The sequence below is a fragment of the Mycobacterium sp. NGS59 genome, assembly GCF_059812345.1.
In genome coordinates this window covers 1-26304 of sequence record NZ_JCALCN010000043.1, presented here as the reverse complement: position 1 = coordinate 26304, position 26304 = coordinate 1, and the positions used below count along the sequence as shown (strand labels likewise).

Sequence of the window (26304 nt, the reverse complement as noted above, 5' to 3'; positions counted from 1 at the left end):
ACACCGGCAACGTCAACACCGGTGCGTTCAACACCGGCAACTACAACAACGGATTCCTGTGGCGCGGCGACAACCAGGGACACTTCTTCACCAGCGGACCGGGCTACTTCAACTCGACCAGCACTCCGTCGTCGGGATTCTTCAACAGCGGACTCGGTAGCTCGTCGGGGTTCTTCAACACCGGCGCCAACAACTCCGGCATCCTCAACACCACGCCGACGGTCCTGGCCGTCGGCAACTCGGGCTTGTTCAACACCGGCGGCTTCCAGTCGGGTCTGATCAACTCGGGCAACACCATCTCGGGCCTGCTGAACTCCAGCCTGGTCGCCATCACGACACCGGCGTTCGTCTCGGGTGTGTTCAACACCGGAAGCAACATGTCGGGCGTCTTCGGCGGCCCGTCGACGTTCAATCTCGGGCTGGCCAACGACGGCGCCCTGAACATCCTCGCCAATGCCAATATCGGCAGCCGCAACATTCTGGGCAGCGGCAATATCGGCGACTTCAACATTCTCGGCAGCGGAAATGTCGGCAGCGGCAACATAATCGGTAGCGGAAACATTGGCAGCCAGAACTTCGGTAGCGCCAATATCGGCTCGCTGAACATCGGCAATGCGAACATCGGCCTGAACAACATCGGCTCGGGCAACCTCGGCAGTTTCAACTTCGGTTTCGGCAACCTCGGCAGCTACAGCATCGGGTTCGGCAACGCCGGCAACTTCAACCAGGGTTTCGCCAATACCGGCAACAACAACATCGGCTTCGGCAACACCGGAAACAACAGCTTCGGCATCGGCCTCACCGGCGACGGCCAGTTCGGCATCGGCGCCCTGAACTCCGGTCTGGGCAACACCGGGTTGTTCAACTCGGGAACCAATAACTTCGGCTTGTTCAACGCGGGCACCGGCAACATCGGCATCGGGAACTCGGGCACCGGCAACGTCGGCCTGTTCAACGCCGGCGTCGGGAACTGGGGCTTCGAGAACCCCGGCAGCGGCAACACCGGATTCCACAACCCCGGTGACTACAACACCGGCTTCGGTAACGTCGGCGCCCTCAACTCCGGCTTCTACAACACCGGCAGTTACAACACCGGCGGTTTCAACGCCGGCAACTTCAACACCGGCGACTTCAACGCCGGCAACACCAACACCGGCAGCTACAACCCGGGCAACACCAACACCGGGTTCTTCAACACCGGCAACGTCAACACCGGCCTGCTGAACAGCGGCAACTTCAACAACGGCTTCTCCCAGGCGCTGGACAACCAGGGCCAGATCGCCATCGATCTGTCGTACACCACCCCGTACATCCCGATCGACATGTCGATGACGATTCCGGTGAACATCGTCATGCCGTTGGGCGGCATGACGATCCCGCTGACCGAAGCCGGAGCGATCTTCCCCAGGACCTTCTACCTGCCGGTGCCGATCATCGCCCCCGAGGGGCTGTTCTTCGTCGGGCCCATCACGCTGGGTGCCTCGACCATCACCGCTCCGCTGGTCACGCTGACCATCGGCGGACCGGGAGTCAACCTGCCGATCAGCATCACCGGGGCCCTGGAAAGCCGCACCATCACATTCCTGAACATCCCCGCCGCACCCGGGATCGGGAACTCCACCACCAACCCGTCGTCGGGCTTCTTCAACACCGGAGCCGGCGGCTCGTCGGGTTTCCAGAACCTGGGCGCGGGCATTTCGGGCATCTCGAACATCGCCGCGACGCTCGGCGCGTCCGGCTTCCAAAACGTCGGCTCGTTGACGTCGGGCTGGGCCAACCTGGGCAACTCCGTCTCCGGCTTCTACAACACCAGTGCGCTGAACCTCGCGACCCCGGCCAACATCTCGGGCCTGTTCAACATCGGCAGCAACGTCTCGGGCCTGTTCAACGGCCCCAACGGCACGGTGTTCAACGCCGGCCTGGCCAACCTCGGCCAGTTGAACTTCGGCGACGGCAACCTCGGCAGCTTCAACCTGGGTAGCGGCAACATCGGCAGCAATAACTTCGGCTTCGGCAACCTCGGCAGTGGCAACTTCGGCAGCGGCAACGTCGGCGTCGGAAACTTCGGCTTCGGCAACGCCGGCCCGGGTCTGACGGCGGTCCTGGACAACATCGGTTTCGGCAACCTGGGTAGCAACAACTTCGGGTTCGGCAACACCGGCGACGGCAACATCGGCTTCGGCAACACCGGAAACGGCAACATCGGGATCGGCCTCACCGGAAACAACCAGCAGGGCATCAACTTCGCCGGCTTCAACTCCGGCACCGGCAACATCGGCTTCGGCAACTCCGGCACCAACAACATCGGCATCGGCAACTCGGGCGACGGCAACTGGGGCATCGGCAACTCCGGCAGCTTCAACACCGGCATCGGCAACGCCGGCACCACCAACACGGGCCTGTTCAACACCGGACTGGTCAACACCGGCGTCGGCAACGTCGGCAACTTCAACACCGGCCTGTACAACACCGGCAACACCAACACCGGCATCGCCAACCGGGGTGACTACAACACCGGTTGGGCCAACACCGGCGACTACAACACCGGCTTCGCCAACGCCGGCAACATCAACACCGGCGCATTCAGCACCGGCAACGAGAACAACGGCTCCCTGTGGCGCGGCGACCGCTCCGGTCTGATCAGCGCCGGCTACCGCATCCACGTGCCCGAGATCCCCGCTCACGTCACCATCGACGTGCCGATCGACATCCCGATCACCGCCGGGTTCACCAACACGCTGTTCAGCGGCATCACCATGCAGGACCTGAACTTCGGGCTGAACATCTCGCTGGGCCCGGTACCGATCGCCACCGGCAAGGTCAACAGCCTCACCATCCCGCCGATCGTGATCACCGGCCCGGCGGTCAATTTCAACATCGGCAGCCCCACGACCCGGATCTTCATCCCGGCGACCGCCAGCATCGGACCGGTCGACTACACGCTGTTCTACATCCCGCCGACCCCGGGCTTCTTCAACGCCACCACGCTGCCGTCGTCGGGGTTCTTCAACGGCGGCCCCGGAACCGTCTCGGGCATCATGAATATCGGCGCGAACATCTCCGGGCTGCAGAACTTCTCGCTGCTGGGCGGAGTATCGGGATTCAAGAACTACGGCTCGCTGCTGTCGGGTGTGTCCAACCTCGGCGACACGGTGTCGGGCCTGTTCAACACCGGCTTCGGCACACCGGCCAACGTCTCGGGCATGTCCAACGTCGGCACCAACCTCGCGGGACTGTTCATCAGCCAGGTGCCGCCGCCCGGATTCTCGACGTTCAACCTCGGGCTGGGCAACGCCGGGTCCAACAACATCGGCTTCGGCAATGTCGGGGACAACAACATCGGCTTCGGCAACATCGGCAACAACAACGTCGGCTTCGCCAACAACGGCTTGGCCAACTTCGGCCTGGGCAACTACGGCGACGGCAACATCGGCCTGGGCAACCTCGGCAACCTCAACATCGGTTTCGCCAACCTGGGCAGCTCGAACGCCGGCTTCGGCAACGCCGGCAGCTTCAACCAGGGCTTCGCCAACACCGGCAACACCAACATCGGCCTGGCCAACACCGGCGACAACAACACCGGTGTCGGGCTGTCCGGCAACGCCCAAAGCGGTTTCGGGTCGTGGAACTCCGGCACCGGCAACAGCGGCCTGTTCAACTCCGGGACCAACAACGTCGGGCTGTTCAACTCCGGTAGCGGCAACACCGGCATCGGCAACTCCGGCACCGGAAACTGGGGCATCGGCAACGCCGGCGTCACCAACACCGGCTTCTTCAACGCCGGCGACATCAACACCGGATTCTTCAACCCCGGCAACGTTAACACCGGCTTCGGTAACGCCGGCCACTACAACTCCGGCAACTTCAACGCCGGCAACTTCAACACCCTGAGCTTCAACACCGGCAACTACAACACCGGCTGGCTCAACGGCGGCAACTACAACACCGGCGCGGGCAACAACGGCAACGTCAACACCGGCTTCTTCAACGCCGGCAACTACAACAACGGCGTCCTGTGGCGCGGCGACTACCAGGGCCTGTACGGCTTCAGCTACACCGAGTCCATTCCCGACACCGGCATCCCGATCAAGCTGAACGTGCCGATCCACCTCAACATCCCGATCACGGGAACCCTGGGCATCCTCAACGTCCAGGGCTTCCGGATCCCGTCGATGACCGTCGACGCGACCTTCTTCGGCGGCATCACCGCCAGGTTGGTCACGGTCAACTCGTTCTTCATCCCGAACATCTCGATCGGCCTGCCCGCGATCACCGTCAACGTCGGCGCCGGCAGCCTGCCGCCGGGACCGCCGCTGATCAACATCGTCGGAAACGGCACCCTGCTGCCCATCCAGATCCCGTTCGTCGACATCCCGGCGCGGCCCGGCTTCCTCAACACCACCGGCCTGCCGTCCTCCGGGTTCTTCAACTCCGGCACCGGCACCTCGTCCGGTTTCGGAAACGTCGGCGGCAACATCTCCGGCTTCTTCAACACCGCCTCCGGGCTGCTGGGGTTGTCGGGGTACCAGAACTTCGGCGACCTGCTCTCGGGCATGTCGAACTTCGGCAACACCGTCTCGGGCTGGTTCAACACCAGCACGCTGGGCCTGGTCAACCCCGGAAACGTCTCCGGCCTGGCGAACATCGGCAACGACATCGCCGGGTTCTTCAACAACAACCCGGTCGCCAACATCGGCGCCGCCAACCTCGGGTTCGGCAACATCGGTGACGGCAACGTCGGCAACAACAACTTCGGCTTCGGCAACATCGGCAACGGCAACTTCGGTTTCGGCAACATCGGCGACAACAACGTCTTCTCCGGCAACCTCGGCAGCAACAACGTCGGCTCGGGTAACCTGGGCTTCGGCAACTTCGGCCTGGGCAACCTGGGCAACTTCAACCGGGGCTTCGGCAACAACGGAAGCCTCAACATCGGTTTCGGCAACACCGGCACCAACAACATCGGCATCGGTCTGACAGGTGACGGACAGATCGGCTTCGGCGCCCTGAACTCCGGCAGCGGCAACGTCGGGCTGTTCAACTCGGGCACCAACAACGTCGGTTTCTTCAACTCCGGCACCGGCAACGTCGGGCTGTTCAACTCCGGCACCGGCAACCAGGGCATCGCCAACTCCGGCGTCGGGAACTGGGGCATGTGGAACCCGGGCACCGGCAACACCGGCATCGCGAACGCGGGCACCTACAACACCGGGCTGTTCAACGCGGGCTCCACCAACACCGGCATGTCCAACCCCGGTAACTACAACACCGGAATGGACAACACCGGCAACTTCAACACCGGCAACTTCAACGTCGGTGACTACAACACCGGCGACTTCAACACCGGCGACTACAACACCGGCAGCGGCAACTCCGGCAACGTCAACACCGGGTTCTTCAACGGCGGCAACTACAGCAACGGCATGTTCTGGCGGGCGGACTACCAGGGCCTGTTCGGCGCTCACGCCGAGTTCAGCATCCCCGAGTTCCCGGTGCTCAACTTCGACATCAACATCCCCATCAACATCCCGATCAAGGTGGATCTGGGCACCCTGCTGGTCAACGGCTTCACCTTCCCGCGCATCACCATCAACGCGATCGCCATCACCAACTTCAGCGTCGGCCCGATCACCATCCCGAGCATCAGCGGCACCCTGCCCAAGATCGACGTCAACATCGGCAATCCCGACGGCTCGACGAACATTCCGATCCAGATCCGCAGCGGGCTCGGCCCGATCCGCATCGTCTTCCTCGACATCCCGCCGGCGCCCGGCTTCGGCAACACCACCGCCGTCCCGTCGTCGGGCTTCTTCAACACCGGACCCGGCAGCGTCTCCGGGTTCGGGAACATGGGTGCCAACCTGTCCGGCTGGTGGAACGCGACGAGCACGTCGGTCTCGGGGTTCCAGAACCTCGGCACGCTCACCTCGGGCTGGGCCAACCTCGGCAACACCGTCTCGGGCTTCTACAACACCGCCACCGCCAACCTGGCGACACCGGCGCACCTGTCCGGCCTCTACAACGTCGGCACCGATCTGGCCGGCCTGTTCAACGACCCGGCCGGGACGATCTTCAACGCCGGACTGGCCGACCTGGGCCGGCTGAACCTGGGCAACGCCAACATCGGCGACTTCAACCTGGGCAGCGCCAACCTCGGCAGCCAGAACTTCGGCTTCGGCAACCTGGGCGACCTCAACATCGGCTTCGGCAACATCGGCAGCGGCAACATCGGGTTCGGCAACGCCGGTCCCGGACTGACCGCGGCACTGAACAACATCGGCTTCGGCAACATCGGCGACGGCAACTTCGGCATCGGCAACACCGGTGACGGCAACTTCGGGTTCGGCAACACCGGCAACAACAACATCGGCATCGGATTGACCGGCGACGGCCAGATCGGCTTCGGCCCGCTGAACTTCGGCTTGAACAACATGGGCCTGTTCAACCTGGGCGACAACAACTTCGGCTTCTCCAACGCCGGCAGCCTCAACCAGGGCTTCGCCAACACCGGCAACAACAACATCGGCTTCTTCAACACCGGCGACAACAACATCGGCATCGGGCTCACCGGCAACGGGCTCAGCGGATTCGGCTCGCTCACCTCGGGCGCGGGCAACACCGGCTTCTTCAACTCCGGCACGTCCAACACCGGCATGTTCAACTCCGGCACCGGCAACAGCGGCTTCTTCAACTCCGGCACCGGCAACTTCGGCATCGGCAACATGGGCACCGGCGGATTCGGCATCGGCCTGTCCGGCGACAACCAGATCGGCATCGGCGGCACCAATTCCGGCAGCTTCAACATCGGCTTCTTCAACTCCGGAACCGGCAACGTCGGCATCGGGAACTCGGGCACCGGAAACTGGGGCATCGGCAACACCGGCACCAACAACACCGGTATCGGCAATGCCGGTTTCTTCAACTCCGGCCTGTTCAACACCGGCAACTTCAACTCCGGCATGGCCAACCCCGGCGACTACAACACCGGCATGTTCAACCTCGGCACCCTGAACACCGGCATCGGCAACACCGGCAGCACCAACACCGGGTTCTACAACACCGGCGACTACAACACCGGCATCGCCAACGCCGGCAACTTCGGCACCGGCGGCTTCATGACCGGCAGCATGAACAACGGCTTCTTCTGGCGGGCCGACGGGCAGGGCCTGCTGGCAGCCAATTACACGATCCTCGCCGAGCGCGTCAACGGCTGGCTCACCGTCGACGTGCCGATCAACATCCCGATCACCGGCACCATCACCGACATCAGCGTCCCGGCCATCAACATCCCGCGGATCGACGCCAGAGGCACCCTGGACCTGGCCATCCTGTCCGGCACGGTCATCGCCCCGATCGGCCCGATCAACATCCACGGCGGCGGCCCGGGCGCCCCGCCCACCACCCCGATCACCATCAACTTCGGCGCCCAGCCCGCGATCAACATCAACATCGGCAACCCCGACGGCTCCACCGTCATCCACGCGCTGGGCCTGTTCGGCGCCGGGCCCGCCTATCTCCCGCTGCTCGACCTGCGCCCGATGCCGGGCATCGGCAACCTCACCCCGCTGCCGTCCTCGGGCTTCTTCAACTGGGGCAGTGGCCTTGCGTCCGGGTTCCAGAACTTCGGCAGCAACTCCGGGATGTTCAACTTCGCCACCGGGCTACTCGGCAACTCCGGGTTCTTCAACTACGGTTCGCTGCAGTCCGGCTTCGACAACCTCGGCAACGCCATCTCCGGTTTCCTCAACACCGGTGTCGGGACACCGGCGAGCGTCTCCGGCTGGCAGAACCTCGGCACCAACCTGGCCGGCTGGTTCCAGAACGGACCCGACGCCACCACCTTCAGCGCCGGTCTGGCCAACCTCGGCATCTGGAACATCGGCAGCGCCAACCTCGGCGATTTCAACATCGGCAACGCCAACATCGGCGGCCTCAACTTCGGCAGCGCCAACCTCGGCAGCTTCAACTGGGGCTTCGGCAACATCGGCGACTACAACTTCGGCCCCGCCAACTTCGGCACCGGGAACTGGGGCTTCGGCAACTCCGGTCCCGCGCTCACCGCGGCGCTGCAGAACATCGGCTTCGGCAACACCGGCAACTTCAACATCGGCTTCGGCAACACCGGTACCGGCAACATCGGCTTCGGCAACACCGGCGACGGCAACATCGGCATCGGACTCGTCGGCAACGCCCAGACCGGGTTCGGCGGCTTCAACTCCGGCACCGGCAACTTCGGCCTGTTCAACTCCGGCACCAACAACGTCGGCTTCTTCAACTCCGGCGAGGGCAACTGGGGCATCGGGAACTCCGGCCGCTTCAACACCGGCATCGGCAACACCGGTCTGGTCAACTCGGGCTTCTTCAACACCGGCCTGGTCAACACCGGAATCGGAAACTCGGGCAACTACAACACCGGCTTCTTCAACACCGGCAACACCAACACCGGCGCGTTCAACCCGGGCAGCTACAACACCGGCAGCTTCAACCCCGGCGACTACAACTCCGGTGACTTCAACGTCGGCAACTCCAATACCGGATGGGCCAACTACGGCAACTTCAACACCGGCGCCTTCAACGGCGGCAACTACAGCAACGGGTTCTTCTGGCGAGGCGACTATCAGGGTCTGGGCGGCTTCGCCTACCAGACCACCATCCCGGGCATCCCGTGGGACTACAACCTGGCCGCCGACATCCAGATCCCGATCCAAGGCACCATCAACGCCATCACCCAGGACATGTTCACCATCTCGCAGTTCGAGATACCGATCAGCCTGGAGATCACCGTCTGCTTCCTCTACATCCCGTTCGTGGGATGCGTCCTGAGCGGCACGCTGCCGGCGATCCCCATCACCACCGAAACCCTGGGCCCCTTCACCATCGACCCGTCGGTGCTCAACCCGGAGACGCCACTGGTCTTCAACTTCGAAAACCCGATCAACATGCTCGGCAACGGGCTGGTCGGGCCGTTCACGTTCGGCTTCGAGTGGCGCGGCAGCCCCGGCTTCTTCAACTCCGGCAGCGCCCCGTCGTCGGGCTTCTTCAACTCCGGGGCGGGCGGCGCATCGGGCATGCTCAACGCCGCCAACGGCGCGGTGTCGGGCATCGGCAACGTGTTCAGCCAGGTGTCCGGGATGTTCAACAGCGGCGGCGTGAATGTCTCCGGTCTGCAGAACGTCGGCGCCTTCGAATCGGGCTGGGCGAACCTGGGCAACTTCATGTCCGGCTTCTACAACACCAGCATGCTCGACCTGATGACTCAGGCGTTCGTGTCCGGTGTCGGGAACTTCGGCAGCGAGTTGGCGGGATTCTTCGGGGACAACACGCCCTGACGCCTCTAGCGGCGGGGTTGCCAGACGACCAGCGCCCGGCTCTTGGGCACCACCGCGACCTCGCGACGCTGGTTGGCCCGCAACACCGCCACTTCCTCGGCCAACTCCGAGAGCCGCGACTGCAGCGCGTCGACCTGGTTGGTCAGCTCGATGATGCGTTTGATGCCGGCGAGGTTGACGCCCTCGTCCTGGGACAGTCGCTGCACCTCACGCAGCAGGTCCACGTCGTGCTCGGAGTACCGACGTCCGCCGCCGGCGGTGCGCTGCGGCCGGACCAGGCCGAGCCGGTCGTAGGTGCGCAACGTCTGCGCATGCATACCGGCCAGCTCGGCGGCCACCGAGATCAAGAACGTGCGCGACGATTCCCGGTCGGGGTTCTTCGAGTTCATGGTCGATTCCCTGCCCATCCGGCTCTGGGGTCGAACCCGCTGGACCGCTCGGCCGCCGCGTAGGCTTCCAGCGCCTCCTGCGCGGCACCTTCCAGATTCGACGGGACCGCGACCTTCACGGTGACCAGCAGGTCGCCGCTGCCACCGCTGCGCTTGGGCACACCCCGGCCACGCACCCGCAGGATGCGGCCGTCGGCGGTGCCCTTGGGCACCCGGACGCCGACCTTGCCGTCCAGCGTGGGCACCGAAAGCGTTGAGCCCAAAGCCAATTCGGTGAAGCTGACGGGTACGGTCACGGTCAGGTCGTCGCCGTCGCGGCCGAAGACCTTGTCCGGCCGCACATGCACGGTCACGTACAGGTCACCGGACGGAGCGCCCCGCAACCCGGCTTCGCCCTGCCCGGCCAGCCGGATGCGCTGACCGTCGTCGACGCCGGGTGGGATGCGCACGTTGATGGTGCGGGTCCGAGTCGTGACCCCGGTGCCTTTGCACTCCTCGCACGGGTGCTCGATGATCGAGCCGCTGCCCCGGCATTCGGTGCACGGCTCGGAGAAGCCGAACGCACCCTGGTTGCGGTTGATGACGCCGGCGCCGTTGCAGTTCGGACACACCTTCGGGCTGGTGCCCGGGCGTGCGCCGCTGCCGTGGCAGTTGGTGCACGGGGCCGGGCTGGTCAACCGCAGCGGCATCGCGACGCCCCTGGCGGCCTCGACGAAATCCAGTTCCGTCTCGGTCTCCAGGTCCTTGCCGCGCCGGGGCCGGCTGGGACGGGTGCTGCCACCCCGCCCGAACAGGCCGCCGAACAGGTCGCCGATGTTGGCGCCGCCGGACCGGCCGGCGGCGTCGAACAAGTCGTTCAGATTGAACTCGGCGCCGTCCCCGCCTCCGCCGAAGCCGCCGAACCCACCCGTGTCGAACCGACGGCCACCGAAGCCTCCGCCGGCGAACAGCCGGCGGGTCTCGTCGTATTCCTTGCGCTTGGCTTCGTCGGACAGAACGCTGTAGGCCTCCGAGACCGCCTTGAACCGCTCGGCCCCGGCGGGGTTCTTGTCCGGATGCAGATCCGAAGCCAACTTGCGGTAGGCCGTCTTGATCTCTTTGGCATCGGCATCGGAGGAGACGCCAAGCTCCTTGTAGAAGTCCTTCTCGACCCACTCACGCTGAGCCATGTCGCGTCACCTCCTTACCTTCGTATCGATTCTGTCCTAAACACCGGAGTCGTCGGCGTTATCGCTCGTGTCGGCAGGTCCGGTTTCCGAACCCGCGCCGGCGACGGTGTCGACGACGCCGACCATGGCGTGCCGCAGCACCTGTTCGCCGAGCAGGTAGCCCTGCCTCATGACGGTGCCGATCACCGGCTTGGAACCCGGTCCGCCGTCGCCTTCGTGCTGCACGGCTTCATGCAGTGCGGGGTCGAAGTCCTCGCCCTCGGCCCCGAACGCGGTCAGGCCCAACCCGCCCAGCACGCCCGTCAGCTTGTCGGCGACCGCCTTCATCGGACCCGACTCCAGGTCGCCGTGCTGCCGTGCGCGGTCGAGATCGTCGAGGATGCCCAGGAATTGACCGACCACGTCGGCCTTGGCCCGGTCCTTCGCGGCCTGCTGGTCGCGCAGCGCCCGCTTGCGGTAGTTGGCGAAGTCGGCCTGCACGCGCTGCAGGTCCTGGAGCAACTCGGCCGCCTTGTCGGCTTCCTCCGGGCTCTCGCCGGCGAAGGCACCCCCTCCCGGTGCTGGACCGGGAGGGGCCTGCCGTACTTCACCTGTCTCGGGATCGATCCGCCGTCTGTCGGTGACCGTCACCGGTTCTTGTGCGTGGTTTTGAGTTCCGTCGCTCACTGGCGCCGCTCCTCCTCATCACTCCGTTCTGCATCGTCGCGGCGCGCGCTCACTGGCGCCGCTCCTGGTCGTCGTCGACCACCTCCGCGTCCACCACGTCGTCGGCCCCCGCGGTCTGGTCGAAACCACCACCGGGCTGACCGCCGGCGGCGGCACCTTCGGCCTGGGCGGCCTCGTAGATGGCCTGTCCCAGCGCCTGGGACTCCTGGCCCAGCTTCTCCATCGCCGACTTGATCGCGGAGATGTCATCGCCACCCAGCGCCGACTTGGCTTCTGCCACAGCGGCTTCCACCTTGCTCAGCGTGTCCTCAGGAACCTTCGACCCACCCTCGGCCTCACGTTGCTCTTTGACGAACTTCTCCGTCTGGTAGACCAGCGTCTCGGCCTGGTTGCGGACGTCGGCTTCCTCGCGACGCTTGCGGTCTTCGTCCGCGTGCGCCTCGGCATCCTTGATCATCCGGTCGATCTCCTCCTTGGAGATGCCCGAACCTTCCTGGATGCGGATGGTGTTCTCCTTGCCGGTGCCCTTGTCCTTGGCGGTGACGTGCACGATGCCGTTGGCGTCGATGTCAAAGGTGACCTCGATCTGCGGAACACCGCGCGGGGCCGGTGCGATACCGGTCAGCTCGAAGCTGCCCAACAGCTTGTTGTGCGCCGCGATCTCACGCTCACCCTGGAAGACCTGGATCTGCACCGACGGCTGGTTGTCGTCGGCGGTGGTGAAGGTCTCCGAGCGCTTGGTCGGGATGGTGGTGTTGCGCTCGATGAGCTTGGTCATCACCCCACCCTTGGTCTCGATGCCCAGGCTCAGCGGCGTGACGTCAAGCAGCAGAACGTCTTTCACCTCGCCCTTGAGTACACCCGCCTGCAGCGCGGCACCCACGGCCACGACCTCGTCGGGGTTGACGCCCTTGTTGGGCTCCTTGCCACCGGTCATCTCCTTGACCAGGTCGGTCACCGCAGGCATGCGGGTGGAACCGCCCACCAGCACCACGTGGTCGATGTCGCCCACCGAGATGCCGGCGTCGGCGATGACCGACTGGAACGGCTTGCGGGTGCGGTCCAGCAGGTCCTGGGTGATGCGCTGGAACTCGGCCCGGGTCAGCTGCTCGTCGAGGAACAGCGGGTTCTTGTCGGCGTCGACGGTGATGTAGGGCAGGTTGATCGAGGTGCTCTGCGAGCTGGACAGCTCGATCTTGGCCTTCTCGGCGGCCTCACGCAGCCGCTGCATGGCCATCTTGTCCTTGGTCAGGTCGATGCCGCTGGTGCCCTTGAACTTCTCCACCAGCCAGTCCACGACGCGCTGGTCCCAGTCGTCGCCGCCGAGGTGGTTGTCACCGCTGGTGGCACGCACCTCGACCACACCCTCGCCGATCTCGAGCAGCGAGACGTCGAAGGTGCCGCCGCCGAGGTCGAAAACCAGAATGGTCTGCTCTTTCTCGCCCTTGTCCAGGCCGTAGGCCAGCGCGGCCGCGGTCGGTTCGTTGACGATGCGCAGCACGTTGAGGCCGGCGATCTGGCCGGCGTCCTTGGTCGCCTGACGCTGAGCGTCGTTGAAGTAGGCGGGAACGGTGATCACCGCGTCCGCGATGTCCTCACCCAGGTAAGCCTCGGCGTCGCGCTTCAGCTTCTGCAGCACGCGAGCGCTGATCTCCGGAGCGGTGTATTTCTTGCCATCGATATCCACGGACCAGTCCGTGCCGATTTCGCGCTTGACCGAACGAATGGTGCGGTCGACGTTGGTCACCGCCTGGTTCTTGGCGGGCTGACCCACCAGCACTTCGCCGTTACGCGCGAACGCGACGACAGACGGGGTCGTCCGCGAGCCCTCGGAGTTTGCGACGACGACGGGGTCGCCACCCTCCAGAACTGCGACGACGGAGTTGGTGGTCCCGAGGTCGATGCCGACCGCACGAGCCATAGTGATTCCTCCTGAATCTGTAGAGCTTCTGCTTGTTGCACTATGCTGAGTGAACCCCGCTCAAGACTGCTCCGGCCGCCATGTGCCTGTCAACTCAGACTTGAGTGTGCCTCACTCAACTTGTCGATCATGCTAACGGTGTAGGCGCGGGGTTTGTTCCCGGGGGCGCGGTATGCGCTCTCTATGAGATCGGTCAGTTCGACGGAATTACCGGTCAATCTGGTGCTTATATATTTGACGGGGTCGGTTCGAATGGCGGGAGTGGGTGTCGAGCAGATGGCGCCGGGGGAACGAACACGCAGAAGCGGCCTGTCCGCGCAAGGAAGAATGCTGGCCTACAGCGCCGTGCTCGCGCTGAATGCGGGTTGGGTGAACGCGGTAGCGATCCTCACCCTGGCGGTTCCGGTCGGCAACCTCACCGGTGTCACCACCCAGATCGGCATGGACACCGCGCACCCGTGGCGCTACGAAAGCCACGTCCTGGGCGCGATCCTGCTGGGGTTCCTGCTAGGCGCCGCGGTGGCCGGCACGCTGCTCTCGTCCAGCCGGATGCCGCTGGCCAGGCGCCACGCCGCCGTGTTGGCCATCGAAGCCATCCTGCTGTTGGCCGCCGCCGCCGGAGTCACCGCGGACAAGAACGAGATCGCCATCTTCGGGATCGAGGAGACCGCCGTCCAGGGGCTGTTCGCAGCGGCGGCCCTCGGTTTGCAGAACGGCCTGACCTCCAGCTTCCGCGGGATGGCGGTCCGCACTACCCACTTCACCGGCACCGTCACCGACCTCGGGTTGATGCTGGGCCGCAGCCGTGAGCACGGCTTCGACAAGTGGAAGGCCGCGATCCTGGCCACGACCCTGCTGCTGTTCCTCACCGGCGCGGTCGCCGGCCTGGTGGCCGGGGCCAAGTTCGACGGATACGCACTCGTCGTACCGGCCGTGATCTGCCTGATCATGGGATGTGTCAACGTCGCACTCAGCCGCACCCGCCGGCCCCGGGTGGCGACGGTCGAGCCGGTGGCCGCCTAGGACTGTATCTACCCGACCCGGGTCCACGCTCGTGCAACAATAACAGAGCAATTGCTCTGTTATTGTGTTTTCATGCCCCGCCCTCGCGAGCACGACCCGGACCGCGTGCTGGATGCCGCGGAGGCGCTGGCCGTGCAGTCCGGTCCGGCCGCGGTGACCATCCGGGGTATCAGTGCCGCGACCGGCGTCTCCAACGGCGCGCTGTATCACAGCTTCGGATCACGAGCCGGGTTACTGGCTCAGGCCTGGCTGCGGGCCGGCCGTCGTTTCCTCGACACGCAACAGGCGTTGGTGGACGACGCGATCTCGGCGGCCTCCTCCACCTCGGGGCCAGACGTCGGCATCGCCGCGGTGGCGGCCGCCGCTGACGCACCCGCCGTCTTCGCCGCTCAGCACCCGAACTCATGTCACCTGCTTCTGACACTGCCGCGCGACGAACTGTTGGATCCTGAGCTACCCGACAAGCTCGCAGCTCAGCTTCGCGATGTCGAGTCGGCCTTGATCGGATTGATGATCGAGCTCGCCCGCCGGGTCTGGAACCGCAAAGACGCCGCGGCGGTGGACACCATCACCATGTGCATCGTCGATCTTCCGACGGCAATCCTGCTGCGCCGCAACCGGTTACACGACAAAACGGCGCGCGAGCAACTGCGCGCCGCGGTGCACGCCGTGCTTAGAACCGAGCCTCCAAAACCAACTCCTAGACCCGAAAGGACATCATGACCATCACCTTGACCTACGACGAGAAGATCGCTGTCCTCGACCTCGGCGACGACGAAAATCGCTTCTCACCCGGCTTTCTCGACGACATCAACGCCCACCTCGACGACATCGAAACAAGCGGCGCGCACGGTCTGGTGACCACCGCGTCCGGCAAGTTCTATACCAACGGCCTGGACTTGGACTGGCTGGTCGCGCATGCCGAGCAGACCCAGCAGTATGTCGAACGGGTCCAGGGTCTGCTTGCGCGCGTGCTGACGCTGCCGATGCCGACCGCCGCGGCGGTCGTCGGGCACGCGTTCGGCGCCGGCGCGATGTTAGCCGTCGCGCACGATTTCCGGGTGATGCGGGCCGACCGCGGCTTCTTCTGTTTTCCCGAGGTAGACATTCACATTCCGTTCACTCCTGGCATGGCGGCACTGATCCAAGCCAAACTGACTCCGCCGGCTGCGGTGGCCTCGATGACGACCGGCCGCCGCTTCGGTGGCACCGACGCCGCCGCCCTCGGGATCGTCGACGCCACTGCGGACGAGGCGGAGGTGACAGCCGCGGCGGTGGAAATGCTGCGGCCCCTCGCCGGTAAGGATCGCGGCACCCTGGGGGCCATCAAACAGACCATGTTCGCGCAGGCCACCGCCGCGCTCACCGCGACAAACAGCTCAGCGGTGCGGCCTGGGTAACAAGACAGGCCGGCGGGACGCCGGTGAGATAGCCTGACATCCGATTCTCGCGGCGTTCCCCCAAGCTACGGCGATAAGGACCTGGATGACACCGTCCGACAGTGCGCTCGGCCGCGAAGACGCCGGGTATCACAAGGCCCTGAAGAACCGTCAGCTGCAGATGATCGCGCTGGGCGGCGCGATCGGCACCGGCCTCTTCCTGGGCGCCGGCGGGCGGCTCGCCTCGGCCGGGCCCGGGCTCTTCATCGTGTTCGGCATCTGCGGCCTCTTCGTCTTCCTGATCCTGCGCGCGCTCGGCGAGCTGGTGCTGCATCGGCCGTCGTCGGGATCCTTCGTGTCCTACGCGCGGGAGTTCTTCGGCGAGAAGATGGCCTACGCGGCCGGCTGGATGTACTTCCTCAACTGGGCGATGACCGGCATCGTCGACACCACCGCCATTGCGCAGTACTGCCGCTACTGGAAGGTGTTCCAACCCATCCCGCAGTGGACTCTGGCACTGGTCGCGCTGATCGTGGTGCTGTCGATGAACCTGATCTCGGTCAAGCTCTTCGGTGAGCTGGAGTTCTGGGCCGCGCTGATCAAGGTGCTGGCGCTGGTGACGTTTCTCGTCGTCGGCACCGTCTTCCTAGCCGGCCGATTCAAGATCGAAGGCCGCGACACCGGCTGGAGCCTGTGGAGCGATCATGGAGGCCTGTTGCCGACGGGCGTGCTGTCCCTGGTACTGGTCACCGCGGGCGTGGTATTTGCTTATGCCGCAGTCGAATTGGTGGGCATCGCGGCCGGAGAGACCGAGGACCCGGAGCGGATCATGCCGCGTGCGATCAACTCGGTGGTGTTCCGGATCGCGGTCTTCTACATCGGCTCGACCGTCCTGCTGGCGCTGCTGCTGCCCTACACCGCCTACCAGGACGGGGTGAGCCCGTTCGTGACGTTCTTCGACAAGCTCGGCCTGTCCTGGGGCGACGACCTGATGAACCTGGTGGTGCTCACCGCCGCCCTGTCGAGCCTGAACGCCGGTTTGTATTCCACCGGCCGGATCCTGCGGTCGATGGCGATCAACGGCAGCGGCCCGAAATTCACCGGCGTAATGAGCAAGAACGGGGTGCCGTACGGCGGCATTCTGCTCACCGCCGGGATCGGCCTGTTCGGCATCGGGCTCAATGCGGTCACCCCGAAGCACGCGTTCGAGATCGTGCTGCACATCGCGGCGACCGGAGTGATCGTGGCGTGGGCGACGATCGTCGCCTGCCAGCTGCGTTTTCACCACCTGGCTAATGCCGGGGAGGTGCAGCGCCCGGCGTTCCGCATGCCACTGTCGCCCTACACCGGGTACGTGACGCTGGCGTTCCTGGCAGCCGTGCTGGTCCTGATGATGTTCGACGAGGTCTACGGCCGGTGGATGCTGGCCGCGATGGCGTTCGGCATACCCGCATTGATCGGCGGCTGGTTCCTGGTCCGCAACCGGGTGCGCGCCGCTGCCGCTTCCCCGGAGCAGCTCTCCGAACCGGGGTAACACTTTGCCAACGGCGCCGTTCCAAAAGCGCGTCGCCGCAGCACCTTGCGGGCTCACGCGCATAATCTGACTTCCTGTCGTTTCCAGATCCGGGGAGTCGCGCGTGCGGTTGTTGCCGAAGGCACGGTTGGGGCTGCTGGCCGTCGCCGTGCTCGTTGCCGGATGCAGTTCGACCATCGACGGCCGACCGATCGCCGCCCCGGGCGGGCACGGACCGACCGAACCGGCGTTCCCGACGCCGCGGCCTTCGATCGCGCCGCCGCCGGCCGGCACGTCGACACCCGTCGCGCTGCCGCCGATCAATCCCGGGCCGAACCCAACTTCCACACCCGGTGCCATCCCGCTCAAGCCCGACGAGAACGGTTACGTGTTCATCGAGACCAAGTCCGGCATGACGCGCTGCCAGATCAACAAGGAGAGCGTCGGCTGCGAGGCGCCGTTCACCAACTCCCCGATCCAGGAAGGTGAGCACACCAACGGTGTGCACATCACCGCGGCCGGCAACGTGCAATGGATCCTGGGAAATCTCGGGGCGATCCCCACCGTGACCATCGAATACAAGACCTACGACGCGCAGGGCTGGACCATCGTCGCCACGCAGGACGGCACGCGCTTCGAGAACAACGGCACCCGGCACGGGATGTTCGTCAGTATCGACAAGGTCAGCACGTTCTGACCGGCCCGCGACCTATACCATCGACTCGTGGCACGCTACGGCCCACCGGACGACTTCAACGAGCAGCCGACCCAATACGGCGCAACTCCGCCGCAAGGGCCGCCCTCGGGCGGTCCACCACCCGGCTACCAGGGTCCGACTCAGCAGGGCCCGCCCCCCGGCGGACCCTACGGTCCGCCCCCGCAGCACCAGCCGACGGTGCAGGGTCCACCGCCGGATCCGTATGCGCCGCAAGACCCGTCGCTGATGCACCAGCCGACCGTGGAAGGCCCTCCGCCGTCGGGCCCCTACCAGCAGGGCGATCCCTACCAGCCGGGCGATCCGTCCCTGATGTATCAACCGACCGTCGAGGGCGTCCCGCCCGAGCAGTTCACCGACCCTGAAGATCCCGACGCCGACAACCGGCCGTGGTATCGCAAGCCCGTGATGCTCATCCTGTGGGCACTGCTGGTGCTGGTACTGCTCGCCCTGATCGGCTACGGCGTGAGCCAGCTGTTCGGCGGCGGCACCAGCCCCAGCCCGGCCCCGAGCAGCACGTCGACGACGACCAGCACCACCACGACGACCAGTGAGTCGACCACAACCACCACGACGACCACCGAGTCGACCACCACAGAGCCGAGTACCACCAGCGAAGCTCCCGCTCCCGCACCCAACCCGCCCAGGAGCCAGCCCCCGGCCCAGACGCCGACTCAGCAACCGACCCATCGCCTCCCGCAGCTACCGCAGCTGCCGCCGCTGCCGTCGACGATCACGATCCCGGGCGGGCCTACCATCACGGTGCCCAAGCTGCCCTGAGCCAGGTCACCGATCGGCAACGGGCCCGCGTGGCTGCAAATCGCGGTAAGCCGTGACGGCTAGCATCGGCGGCCGTGACCAGGTACGACCCGCCGGACTATGGCGCCAACGACCCGACCGTCCACGGCAGTTACGGCTACGACGGGCCGCCGCCGGAACCCGAGCCGACGCCCGGTTGGCGCAAACCGGCGGCCCTGGTGGGTTGGGGCGTGTTGATCGCCGTGCTGCTCGGCCTGATCATCTGGGGCATCGTCCTGCTGTCCAAGGGCCGCCCGAGTCCGGCCACGGTCACGGTCACCACCAGGATCTCGACGACGGCACCTGCGACCACCACCACGGCGCCGACGACGACCACGACAACAACCACCACAACGACTACGACCACCACAACAACGACTACGACCACGACTACTACGACGACGGCCACGAGCCCGGAGACGTCCACGTCCACGACGCCGACAACCACCACGTCCGCCTCCCCGACCACCACGCCGGCGAATTCCCCAGCACCCGGTCTGATCCCTCGACTGCCGTCAGAGATCAAGCTGCCGTCGATGCCCACCGTCATCAACTTGCCGCCCGGCCTGTGACCGGTCCCCGCCGAATCGGCGACGGCTATGGTGGGGAACGGCCGTCGACCGCCAGCAACACGAGGGACACAGGGGTGTGGATATGAGCGAGTCGCTCGGGTTGTCGATCGGGGTGGCCAACCTGGTCGCGGCACGCTCGGGTAGCGCTCCGATTTCTCGCACCCCCGTGTTGACGCTGTTCGAAAACCGGCAATCCGAAGTCGGCCTGCCCGAGGAGAACTCGAATCTCACCGCGCCGGGACTGGTGTTACGCGGATTCGTCGAGCGGGTCGGCGATGTCGCACCACTGGTCGCCGCCGACGGCACCAAATACCTCGGCCAGGCGCTGACCATCGAGGCGCTCGAGGCGATGGCGCGCTCTGTCGGCTACGGCACACCGATCACCGTCGCCGTCCCGGCCTACTGGTCGCAGAACCAGGTCGCCGCGTTGCGCCAGGAACTGTTCGCGCAACCGGATCTGACGGCCAACGGCGGCCGCCCGGCGCTGGTCTCCGATGCCACCGCCGCGTTGACCGCGCTGGCCGCCGAGCCCGGGTTTCCGCGCGACGGTGTCGTCGCGCTGTGCGATTTCGGCGCCGGCGGCACCAGCATCACCCTGGCCAACGCCGGGCCCCCGTTCGACCAGGTGGGCAGCACGGTGCGCTTCAGCGAGTTCTCCGGCGACGACATCGATCAGCTCATCCTGAACCATTTGCTGACCATCGCCCCGGGGGTCGACACCACCAACACTTCCGTCACGGCGACGTCGATGGGATCGGTGACGCGCCTGTTAGGCAGCTGCCGGGCCGCCAAGGAACAGCTCTCTGCGACGACGGTGACGACCATCGCGACGGGCAATCCCGGTGGGACTCAGCACCTTTCCCGCAGCGACTTCGAACAACTCATCTCCGCACCGTTGGATCGGTTCCTCGACGCTGTCGGAGAAGTGTTGCACCGCAACGGCATTGCCAACCTGACCGCGGTCGCCGCCGTCGGCGGGGGTGCCCAGATCCCGCTGGTCGCCGCGCGACTGGCCGAGCGCCTGCAGGTGCCGGTGCTGACCGCGCCGCAACCGTTGTTCAGCGCCGCCGTCGGGGCAGCGGTACTCGGCGCGCAGCAGGCAGCGTCGGCGGGGGCTGCCACGGGTCTTGCTCCCGCCGTCGGAGCTGCGGCCGCCGCTGCAGCGGGTGCCGCGGGTGCGGCCACCATGGCGTCACCGACCGCGCCGACGACCGAACCCACCGGGGCGGTTCCCACCGAAGCCTTCCCCGGGGACGCCCAGGGCACCGACCGCGCCCTGGCCTGGTCCGAAGACAGCGGCACCGGTGAAGAACCCGTCCCCTACGCCGGTCCCGCGGACTACACCAGCCCGGTCGACGCCACCCCAGCTCCGCCGTACACCGGCGCCCACACAGAGCGCTACGCCGACGAGCCCGATCTCCCCCCGTGGTACCGGCGCCCGGCCATTCTGCTGAGCCTGTTCGGAGCGGCTGCGGCCATCCTGCTTGCCCTGGTGCTGGCGCTCACCGTCGGCAAGACCGAGACGAGGCCGGTCGTCACCACGTCGCAGCCACCGCCCACCACCATCAGCACCACCGGAGCGGACGGCCTGCCGACCGAGGCGGTGGTCACTCCGCCTCCGGTCACCGTGACCACGGAGGTCCCGGTCAGCACAACCACCACCGCACCGACAACCACGTCGTCCACCCCGTCAACGACCTCCACGACGTCGACCACCACGACGACTCAGCCGACCTCCACGACCACGCAACCGACCACGACCCGGCCGACCACCACTAATCCGCAGACCACCACGGCGCCCCCGACCACGACGCAGCGGCCACCACCGACCACCAGCGCGGCACCCAGTCCGCCGACCACCGCGGCGCCCGGGGGCTGACCTCAGCGCCGCGCGGAGAATTCGGCGAGCATCGCCTCGGCGCTGCGCACCGCGGCGCGACATGCCCTGCTGGTGAACGGATCGTTGAGCGGATGCTCGGCGCGACGGCGCCAGTACTGTGCCGCGGCGAACGCCGCGCGCGAGGCTTCCTGCGGGTTGGTCGCGTACTCTTGCGGATCCACACCCAGCCTGCTGGCCGGGTGGGTGCCCGAACCTCCGATCATGCGGCGCAGCGCCGCGATGTCGTCTTCTTTCAAAGTTGTTGTGCGCGAAGGCAATAGGCTCAGCAAACGTAGTTCTTCGAACGCGTGTGTATCGGCGAGCAGTGGGTCGATGTCGGCGATCACGTACGGGGTGGCCATGACCGGGTGCGCTTCGACGAACCTGCGCAACGACACCAGAGCGGTGTGCGCCTTGAGCATGTCCGAACGCTGCGCGAACTGTTGGTCGATCACGTTGCGCAGCGCCACCAACCCGCTGCGCTCCAGCAGCTCGGTAGCCAACGCGGCCGCGCTGGTGACACCGGCGGCCAGCACGGCGATCGAGATCCGGATGCCGAACATGCCGAACCGTTCCAGTAGCTGGGCGCGAATGGCCGCGTCGATGGGCAATGGGCTGTCCGGCCGCACGAAACGGTCCACGCTCAAAAGCGCCTTGTTGAGTTCGGTGGCGTCGGAGGCGGCCAGTTTCTGCAGTGCGACGAACTCTCCCTGCCGTAGCGTGCGGGCGGTCATGGCGAGTAGCCCGGACACCGGGACCACCGCTTGGCAGATGCCCGTCTGGGTGAGTTCACTGGTGAACCTCTTGGCGACGTCGTTTGCCGACAGCATCGCGTCGATGCGGCCCGCGCCGATCTCGTCGGCCCGCGAAGCCACCCCGATGATGCCCAGCGCGCCCGCCGACCCGCCCACCAGCCCGCCGATCTGCCTGAGCAGCGCGATATCGGGGGCATTGAGGGTGCGCAGCAGGAACACCACCGCATCCACCCGGGGCACTCCGTCTGCCGGGACCAGCAGTCGCAGCGTGCGCTCGGAAGCCTCCCGGGTCAGCGACGACGTGCCGGGGGTGTCGATGATGGTGGCCTGCGCCAACTCTTCGGCCGGCCACTCGACGTCCAGGTCCACCACATCGGCGGGGTCGAGCCTGCGCAGGTCGAAGCTCAGCCCGTCGCGGTGCGTGATCGGCACGTTGCTACGCCGGCCGCCGCGGTGGTTGGCAGTGACCTTCGGGGTCGGCCCGTGCCGGAACCACGTCACGATCCGGGTGGCCTCCGTCGCGTCCGTCGGCGCGATGTCGTCCCCAACCAAGGCGTTGACCAATGTCGACTTGCCGGCTTTGAGGGTGCCGGCCAGCGCGATGCGGATGGGCTCGTTGAGCCGCGCACCGATGCGGTCCAATTCGTAGAACACGTCGGGACGCTGCCGATAGGCCGGTTCGCCCCGATAGGCCTGGATGGTTCCGCCCAGGATCGCGCGGACCCGATCGCTGGTGCTCACGTTTTACCTAGCATGACCGGTGGCTTGCGCAACTTGTTCAAGTTGTCGGTGACCTGGTTGAGGATGTTCAACTGTCGCTCGAGTTCGCGGACTCGGGTGTCGCGTTCGACGTCCTCCAGGTGCGCAGCGGCGACGGTGGCTTGCAGTGACTCGTTGAGCGAGCGGGTGAGTTCGACGGCGATATCGCGGTAGTGGTCGCGCAGCGTGCGGTGAATCGTCTTGAGCCGGTCGCGCGACTCCTTGCCCACCACGAAGGAAACCTCGTCCACGAACCGTCGCACGTTGGCTTTGGCTTCGGCGCGAGCCCGCAACACTCGTGCCTGCTTTTCCTCCTTGTAGGCCATCCGGCCCAGCAGTAGGCCGGCTCCCACCGACACCGGGTTGAACAGTCCCAGACCGGCAACCGAGGACAGCATGCCGATCATCACCACCCCGCCGTAGGAACCCCGCAGACCGGACAGCGCCTTCTGACCCTTGCCCTGCGGCTTGGCTTCCAACTCCGCCAGCGCTTTGAGCTCACCGAAGTTGCCGCCCATCAACCGCGAGGTCAGCTCGGGCGACATGATCGAATTCAGGCCCGCGTCGGCGAAGGATTTCGCGACGTCGAGCGCCAGAATTTCGGCGCGCTGGTACGCCCAGACGAAGTTGTCCCCGACGGCGGTAGCGACCGCGTCCTCGGCGTCGGTGCCTATCTCGGCCCAGTGCAGCGTCGGATCCACCGAATCGATGTGTCGCTCGATGTCGTCGGTCAGGGCACGAAACCGCGCGCGCAGGTCGTGGTCGACATCGTTGCTCAAGTCGGTGAAGCCGTCGTTGAGTACCTGCTGCCACAGAGCGGTCTGTTCGAGTGCGTCCTGGGCTTCCTTCTTGCGCCGGGCCAGGTCTTCGGCGAGCCGGTCGCGCAGTGACGGGTCGTTGACAGCGGACAGTTCCGAGCCCGCGGCAATCGTCAATTGCTCTGCGGCGGAACGTATTTCGTTCAGCACCTCGTCGCGCACCCGATCGGTCTCGCGGGTGAGGACCTTCTCACTCAGGAACTTGATGATCGACGGGAAGTTCGACTCGTCGTTGAGTTCCTTGTCGTTGAGGCTGACGGCGTGGCTGCGCAGCAGCGACGACACCGGGATGATCGGCATCGGCACCCGCGCGCGCTGCAAGTGGTTGGCGTTGGTGTTGACGATCTGGCGCCAGTGCGGATACAGGTCGGTCTTGGTGGCTATCACCACCCCGACGGGACAAATCTGGTGCGCCTTGCGCACGAACCACATCTCCGGTTCGGTGAATTCCTGGCTGGTGTCGCTGACCATCAGCATCGCGTCGGCGTCGGGTAGCAGCCCGAGGGTCGCCGACAGGTGCGGCTGCCCGTGACCGCCCACGCCGGGGCTGTCGATGAACGACAATCCGCCCTGTAACAGCGGACTGGGCGCACCGATCTCGACCCGCAACACCTCGCGCCCCGCGGCTTGGGGCGCCCGCCGTAGATCTGTGTTGATGTCGTCGACGGGGATGTCGACGGTGGCCGTTTCGCCGTTGGGTCCCGCTTTGACGACGAGCCGGGCCGACGGCTGGGCGCTATGGCTGACGATCGTGATGACCACCGTGGCTTCGTCGTCGCCGACGCGGGCCACCGGCATGTTGAGCAGCGAGTTGAGCAGTTGGCTCTTGCCCTGTTTGAGCTGCCCGGCGATCACCACCCGGATCCGCGGGTCGATGATCCGCTCGCGGGCCTGCCGCAGCCGCTGCACCAGATCGCTGCGTTCATGTAGCTCGGCGATCGCGATGGTGTGGTCGATCAGTTCGACGATCACGCCGACCCGCCGCGGGTCATCGGCTTGCGTCACCGCGCTGCCCCACTTTCTTGGTCGCGTGCTCTGTCAGATCACGGTATGCGGACAAACCGGCGGGGACCACGAAGGTCCCCGCCGGTTCTCGGACGTGTTTCGCGAATCAGAACCCGTGGTCGGCCGGACCGTGCGAGGCCGGCGTCTCCGTGTGCGTCGGCGGCGTGTGTCCGGCGGGCTCGTGACCGAACACCGACGGGCTCTGCGGCTCGTGATGTGTCGGCTGCTGGACGGGTTCGTGCTGCTGCGGAGTGAACACCGGCCCGTGGTCGCCGCCCGGGGCGTGCGATGGGGTCGGGGTCTCCGTTTGCGGCGTCGGGGTGTGCGGCGCCGGTGCATTGATCACCGGCGGGTTGGTCCCGCCGTGGCCGGCGTCGCCCGTGCCCGCTGCGCCGCCGGGCGTCTGGATCACGGGTCCGTGGCCGCCCGGGGTCGTGGTCCCCGCGCCACCGGTGCCGGCACCACCGCCGGTCTGGATGACCGGGCCTTGGCCGGAGGGGAAGGTTGGGCCGTGGTCACCCGGAGTGTGGCTTCCGGCGCCTGCGCCCGTTCCAGCGCCGGCACCGGTCCCCGCTCCGGCACCTGCGCCTGCTCCGGCACCTGCACCTGCACCTGCACCTGCACCTGCACCTGCACCTGCACCTGCGCCACCACCGAGTGTCGTGCCTTCCTGACCGAGGATGTCGCCGTGCCCGCCCGCTGCCGGGACGTGGGTGCCCGGGGCGGTTGCGCCGCCGGCAGGTCCACCGGTCACTGTGCCGCTGCCGGCGCCCGCAGCGCCGCCCGGCCCCGTGTGGGCGCCGGCGCCTGCCCCCGCTCCCGCTGAAACCGCAGCTGGCTGGGGGTTCGGCTGGTTACTCAGGGGAGCATTCCCACCGATACCGATCCCGGCGCCGCCGGCGGCACCGGACTGGCCACTCACGCCGACACCGCCCAGCGGGCCGCCCACGTGCGGGGTGGCTGCGCCGTGCAGTGCGGCACCTTCGCTGGCAATGAGCGCGGGTTGGGCGGCAGCGGCTTGTCCGCCGAAAGCGGCCTGGCTGGCAATACCCGCCTGGCCGGCGATTCCCGCCTGACTGGCGATTTGAGCCTGACTGGCGACGCCCGCTTGACTGGCTAGCCCGGCCTGTCCCGCGAGGCCGGCCTGCCCGGCGAGACCGGCTTGTCCGGCGAGCCCGGCTTGGCCAGCGAGGCCGGCTTGGCCAGCGAGGCCTGCCTGCCCGGCAAGGCCAGCTTGCCCAGCGAGGCCGGCTTGGCCAGCGAGCCCGGCTTGGCCAGCGAGCCCGGCTTGGCCAGCGAGGCCGGCCTGCCCGGCGATCCCGGCGTGGGCACCCGCGCCGACGGCGGCCTGGCCACCCACGCCCGCGGCGGCCTGTGCACCCACAGCGCCGCCGACCTGACCGCCCGCGGCAACGCCGCCACCGATCGCGCCACCAGCATTGACACCGGCGCCGATGCCACCGCCAAGTCCCCCGCCGAGCGCGCCACCAACCTGGCCACCAACAGCGCCACCGACCTGACCACCAGCGCCAACAGCACCGCCGACCTGACCACCGATCACACCACCGGCCTGACCGCCGATCACACCACCGGCCTGACCGCCGACCGCACCAC

At 66.4% G+C, this 26304-nt stretch carries 17 protein-coding genes and 1 pseudogene; 10 read left to right on the top strand and 8 right to left on the bottom strand.

Annotated features, from left to right (window positions below; genetic code table 11):
- A partial coding sequence (locus tag AC5Y46_RS25480) for a PPE family protein (protein WP_499993697.1) occupies positions 1-9329 on the top strand: 9329 nt, incomplete at its 5' end.
- Between the two features lie 5 nt (positions 9330-9334).
- On the opposite strand, the gene AC5Y46_RS25475 is transcribed toward AC5Y46_RS25480, so the two are convergent.
- Genes AC5Y46_RS25475 through dnaK form a run of 4 tightly spaced genes read right to left on the bottom strand, consistent with a single transcriptional unit; the run spans position 9335 to position 13474 of the window.
- Positions 9335-9718 (bottom strand): heat shock protein transcriptional repressor HspR, encoded by a 384-nt coding sequence (locus AC5Y46_RS25475; protein ID WP_499946957.1) that lies wholly within the window; start codon positions 9716-9718, stop codon positions 9335-9337.
- Positions 9715-10887 (bottom strand): molecular chaperone DnaJ, encoded by a 1173-nt coding sequence (dnaJ, locus tag AC5Y46_RS25470; protein WP_499946956.1) that lies wholly within the window; start codon positions 10885-10887, stop codon positions 9715-9717. Before dnaJ ends, AC5Y46_RS25475 begins: the two co-directional genes overlap by 4 nt.
- A gap of 36 nt (positions 10888-10923) precedes the next feature.
- Positions 10924-11553 (bottom strand): nucleotide exchange factor GrpE, encoded by a 630-nt coding sequence (gene grpE / locus AC5Y46_RS25465; RefSeq protein WP_499946955.1) that lies wholly within the window; start codon positions 11551-11553, stop codon positions 10924-10926.
- Between the two features lie 49 nt (positions 11554-11602).
- Positions 11603-13474: a molecular chaperone DnaK gene (dnaK, locus tag AC5Y46_RS25460; protein ID WP_499946954.1), complete on the bottom strand. Its 1872-nt coding sequence runs from the start codon at positions 13472-13474 to the stop codon at positions 11603-11605.
- Positions 13475-13801: 327 nt separating this feature from the next.
- On the opposite strand from dnaK, the gene AC5Y46_RS25455 reads away from it, so the two are divergent.
- From AC5Y46_RS25455 to AC5Y46_RS25420, 8 genes are all read left to right on the top strand, one after another.
- Positions 13802-14497, top strand: coding sequence for a YoaK family protein (locus AC5Y46_RS25455; RefSeq protein WP_499946953.1), 696 nt, complete (start codon positions 13802-13804; stop codon positions 14495-14497).
- A 72-nt stretch (positions 14498-14569) separates the two neighbouring features.
- Entirely contained in the window at positions 14570-15220 is a 651-nt protein-coding gene (locus AC5Y46_RS25450) for a TetR/AcrR family transcriptional regulator (RefSeq protein WP_499946951.1), read from the top strand.
- Positions 15217-15897 carry an enoyl-CoA hydratase-related protein gene (locus AC5Y46_RS25445; protein ID WP_499946950.1) on the top strand — a complete coding sequence of 227 codons (681 nt, stop codon included), beginning with the start codon at positions 15217-15219 and terminating at the stop codon, positions 15895-15897. The genes AC5Y46_RS25450 and AC5Y46_RS25445 overlap by 4 nt, the downstream gene beginning before the upstream one ends.
- An 85-nt stretch (positions 15898-15982) precedes the next feature.
- Positions 15983-17410, top strand: coding sequence for an amino acid permease (locus AC5Y46_RS25440; protein WP_499946949.1), 1428 nt, complete (start codon positions 15983-15985; stop codon positions 17408-17410).
- Between the two features lie 103 nt (positions 17411-17513).
- On the top strand, positions 17514-18086 hold the full coding sequence (locus AC5Y46_RS25435; protein WP_499946948.1) for a hypothetical protein: 573 nt from the start codon (positions 17514-17516) through the stop codon (positions 18084-18086).
- Positions 18087-18113: 27 nt separating this feature from the next.
- A complete protein-coding gene (locus AC5Y46_RS25430; RefSeq protein WP_499946947.1) occupies positions 18114-18884 on the top strand; it encodes a hypothetical protein in 771 nt (256 codons plus the stop codon).
- A gap of 74 nt (positions 18885-18958) precedes the next feature.
- Entirely contained in the window at positions 18959-19474 is a 516-nt protein-coding gene (locus AC5Y46_RS25425; protein ID WP_499946946.1) for an oligopeptide transporter substrate-binding protein, read from the top strand.
- A gap of 82 nt (positions 19475-19556) precedes the next feature.
- The gene (locus AC5Y46_RS25420; RefSeq protein ID WP_499993693.1) at positions 19557-21353 is read left to right on the top strand and encodes an Hsp70 family protein; all 1797 of its coding nucleotides are present in this window, start codon (positions 19557-19559) and stop codon (positions 21351-21353) included.
- Between the two features lie 2 nt (positions 21354-21355).
- Here AC5Y46_RS25420 and iniC read toward each other — a convergent pair whose 3' ends face one another.
- The 4 genes from iniC to AC5Y46_RS25400 form a co-directional block, all read right to left on the bottom strand.
- Entirely contained in the window at positions 21356-22849 is a 1494-nt protein-coding gene (gene iniC / locus AC5Y46_RS25415; RefSeq protein ID WP_499993691.1) for an isoniazid-induced dynamin-like GTPase IniC, read from the bottom strand.
- A complete protein-coding gene (locus tag AC5Y46_RS25410) occupies positions 22846-24690 on the bottom strand; it encodes a dynamin family protein (protein ID WP_499946943.1) in 1845 nt (614 codons plus the stop codon). The genes iniC and AC5Y46_RS25410 overlap by 4 nt, the downstream gene beginning before the upstream one ends.
- Before the next feature lie 106 nt (positions 24691-24796).
- Positions 24797-25102, bottom strand: a complete 306-nt coding sequence (locus AC5Y46_RS25405) for a hypothetical protein (protein ID WP_499993690.1) — start codon at positions 25100-25102, stop codon at positions 24797-24799.
- A complete protein-coding gene (locus AC5Y46_RS25400) occupies positions 25099-25437 on the bottom strand; it encodes a hypothetical protein (RefSeq protein ID WP_499993688.1) in 339 nt (112 codons plus the stop codon). The genes AC5Y46_RS25405 and AC5Y46_RS25400 overlap by 4 nt, the downstream gene beginning before the upstream one ends.
- Positions 25438-25852: 415 nt before the next feature.
- Between AC5Y46_RS25400 and AC5Y46_RS25395 the strand changes: the two are divergent.
- A pseudogene (locus AC5Y46_RS25395) lies at positions 25853-26304 on the top strand (hypothetical protein); the annotation flags it as partial.

What these genes read in the sequence shown, in the direction of transcription:
- AC5Y46_RS25455 (WP_499946953.1), top strand. Translation starts at nt 13,802, where the DNA reads ATGCTGGCCTACAGCGCCGTGCTCGCGCTGAATGCGGGTTGGGTGAAC.
- dnaJ (WP_499946956.1), bottom strand. Translation starts at nt 10,887, where the DNA reads ATGGCTCAGCGTGAGTGGGTCGAGAAGGACTTCTACAAGGAGCTTGGC.
- AC5Y46_RS25450 (WP_499946951.1), top strand. Translation starts at nt 14,570, where the DNA reads ATGCCCCGCCCTCGCGAGCACGACCCGGACCGCGTGCTGGATGCCGCG.
- AC5Y46_RS25440 (WP_499946949.1), top strand. Translation starts at nt 15,983, where the DNA reads ATGACACCGTCCGACAGTGCGCTCGGCCGCGAAGACGCCGGGTATCAC.
- dnaK (WP_499946954.1), bottom strand. Translation starts at nt 13,474, where the DNA reads ATGGCTCGTGCGGTCGGCATCGACCTCGGGACCACCAACTCCGTCGTC.
- AC5Y46_RS25475 (WP_499946957.1), bottom strand. Translation starts at nt 9,718, where the DNA reads ATGAACTCGAAGAACCCCGACCGGGAATCGTCGCGCACGTTCTTGATC.
- AC5Y46_RS25445 (WP_499946950.1), top strand. Translation starts at nt 15,217, where the DNA reads ATGACCATCACCTTGACCTACGACGAGAAGATCGCTGTCCTCGACCTC.
- AC5Y46_RS25420 (WP_499993693.1), top strand. Translation starts at nt 19,557, where the DNA reads ATGAGCGAGTCGCTCGGGTTGTCGATCGGGGTGGCCAACCTGGTCGCG.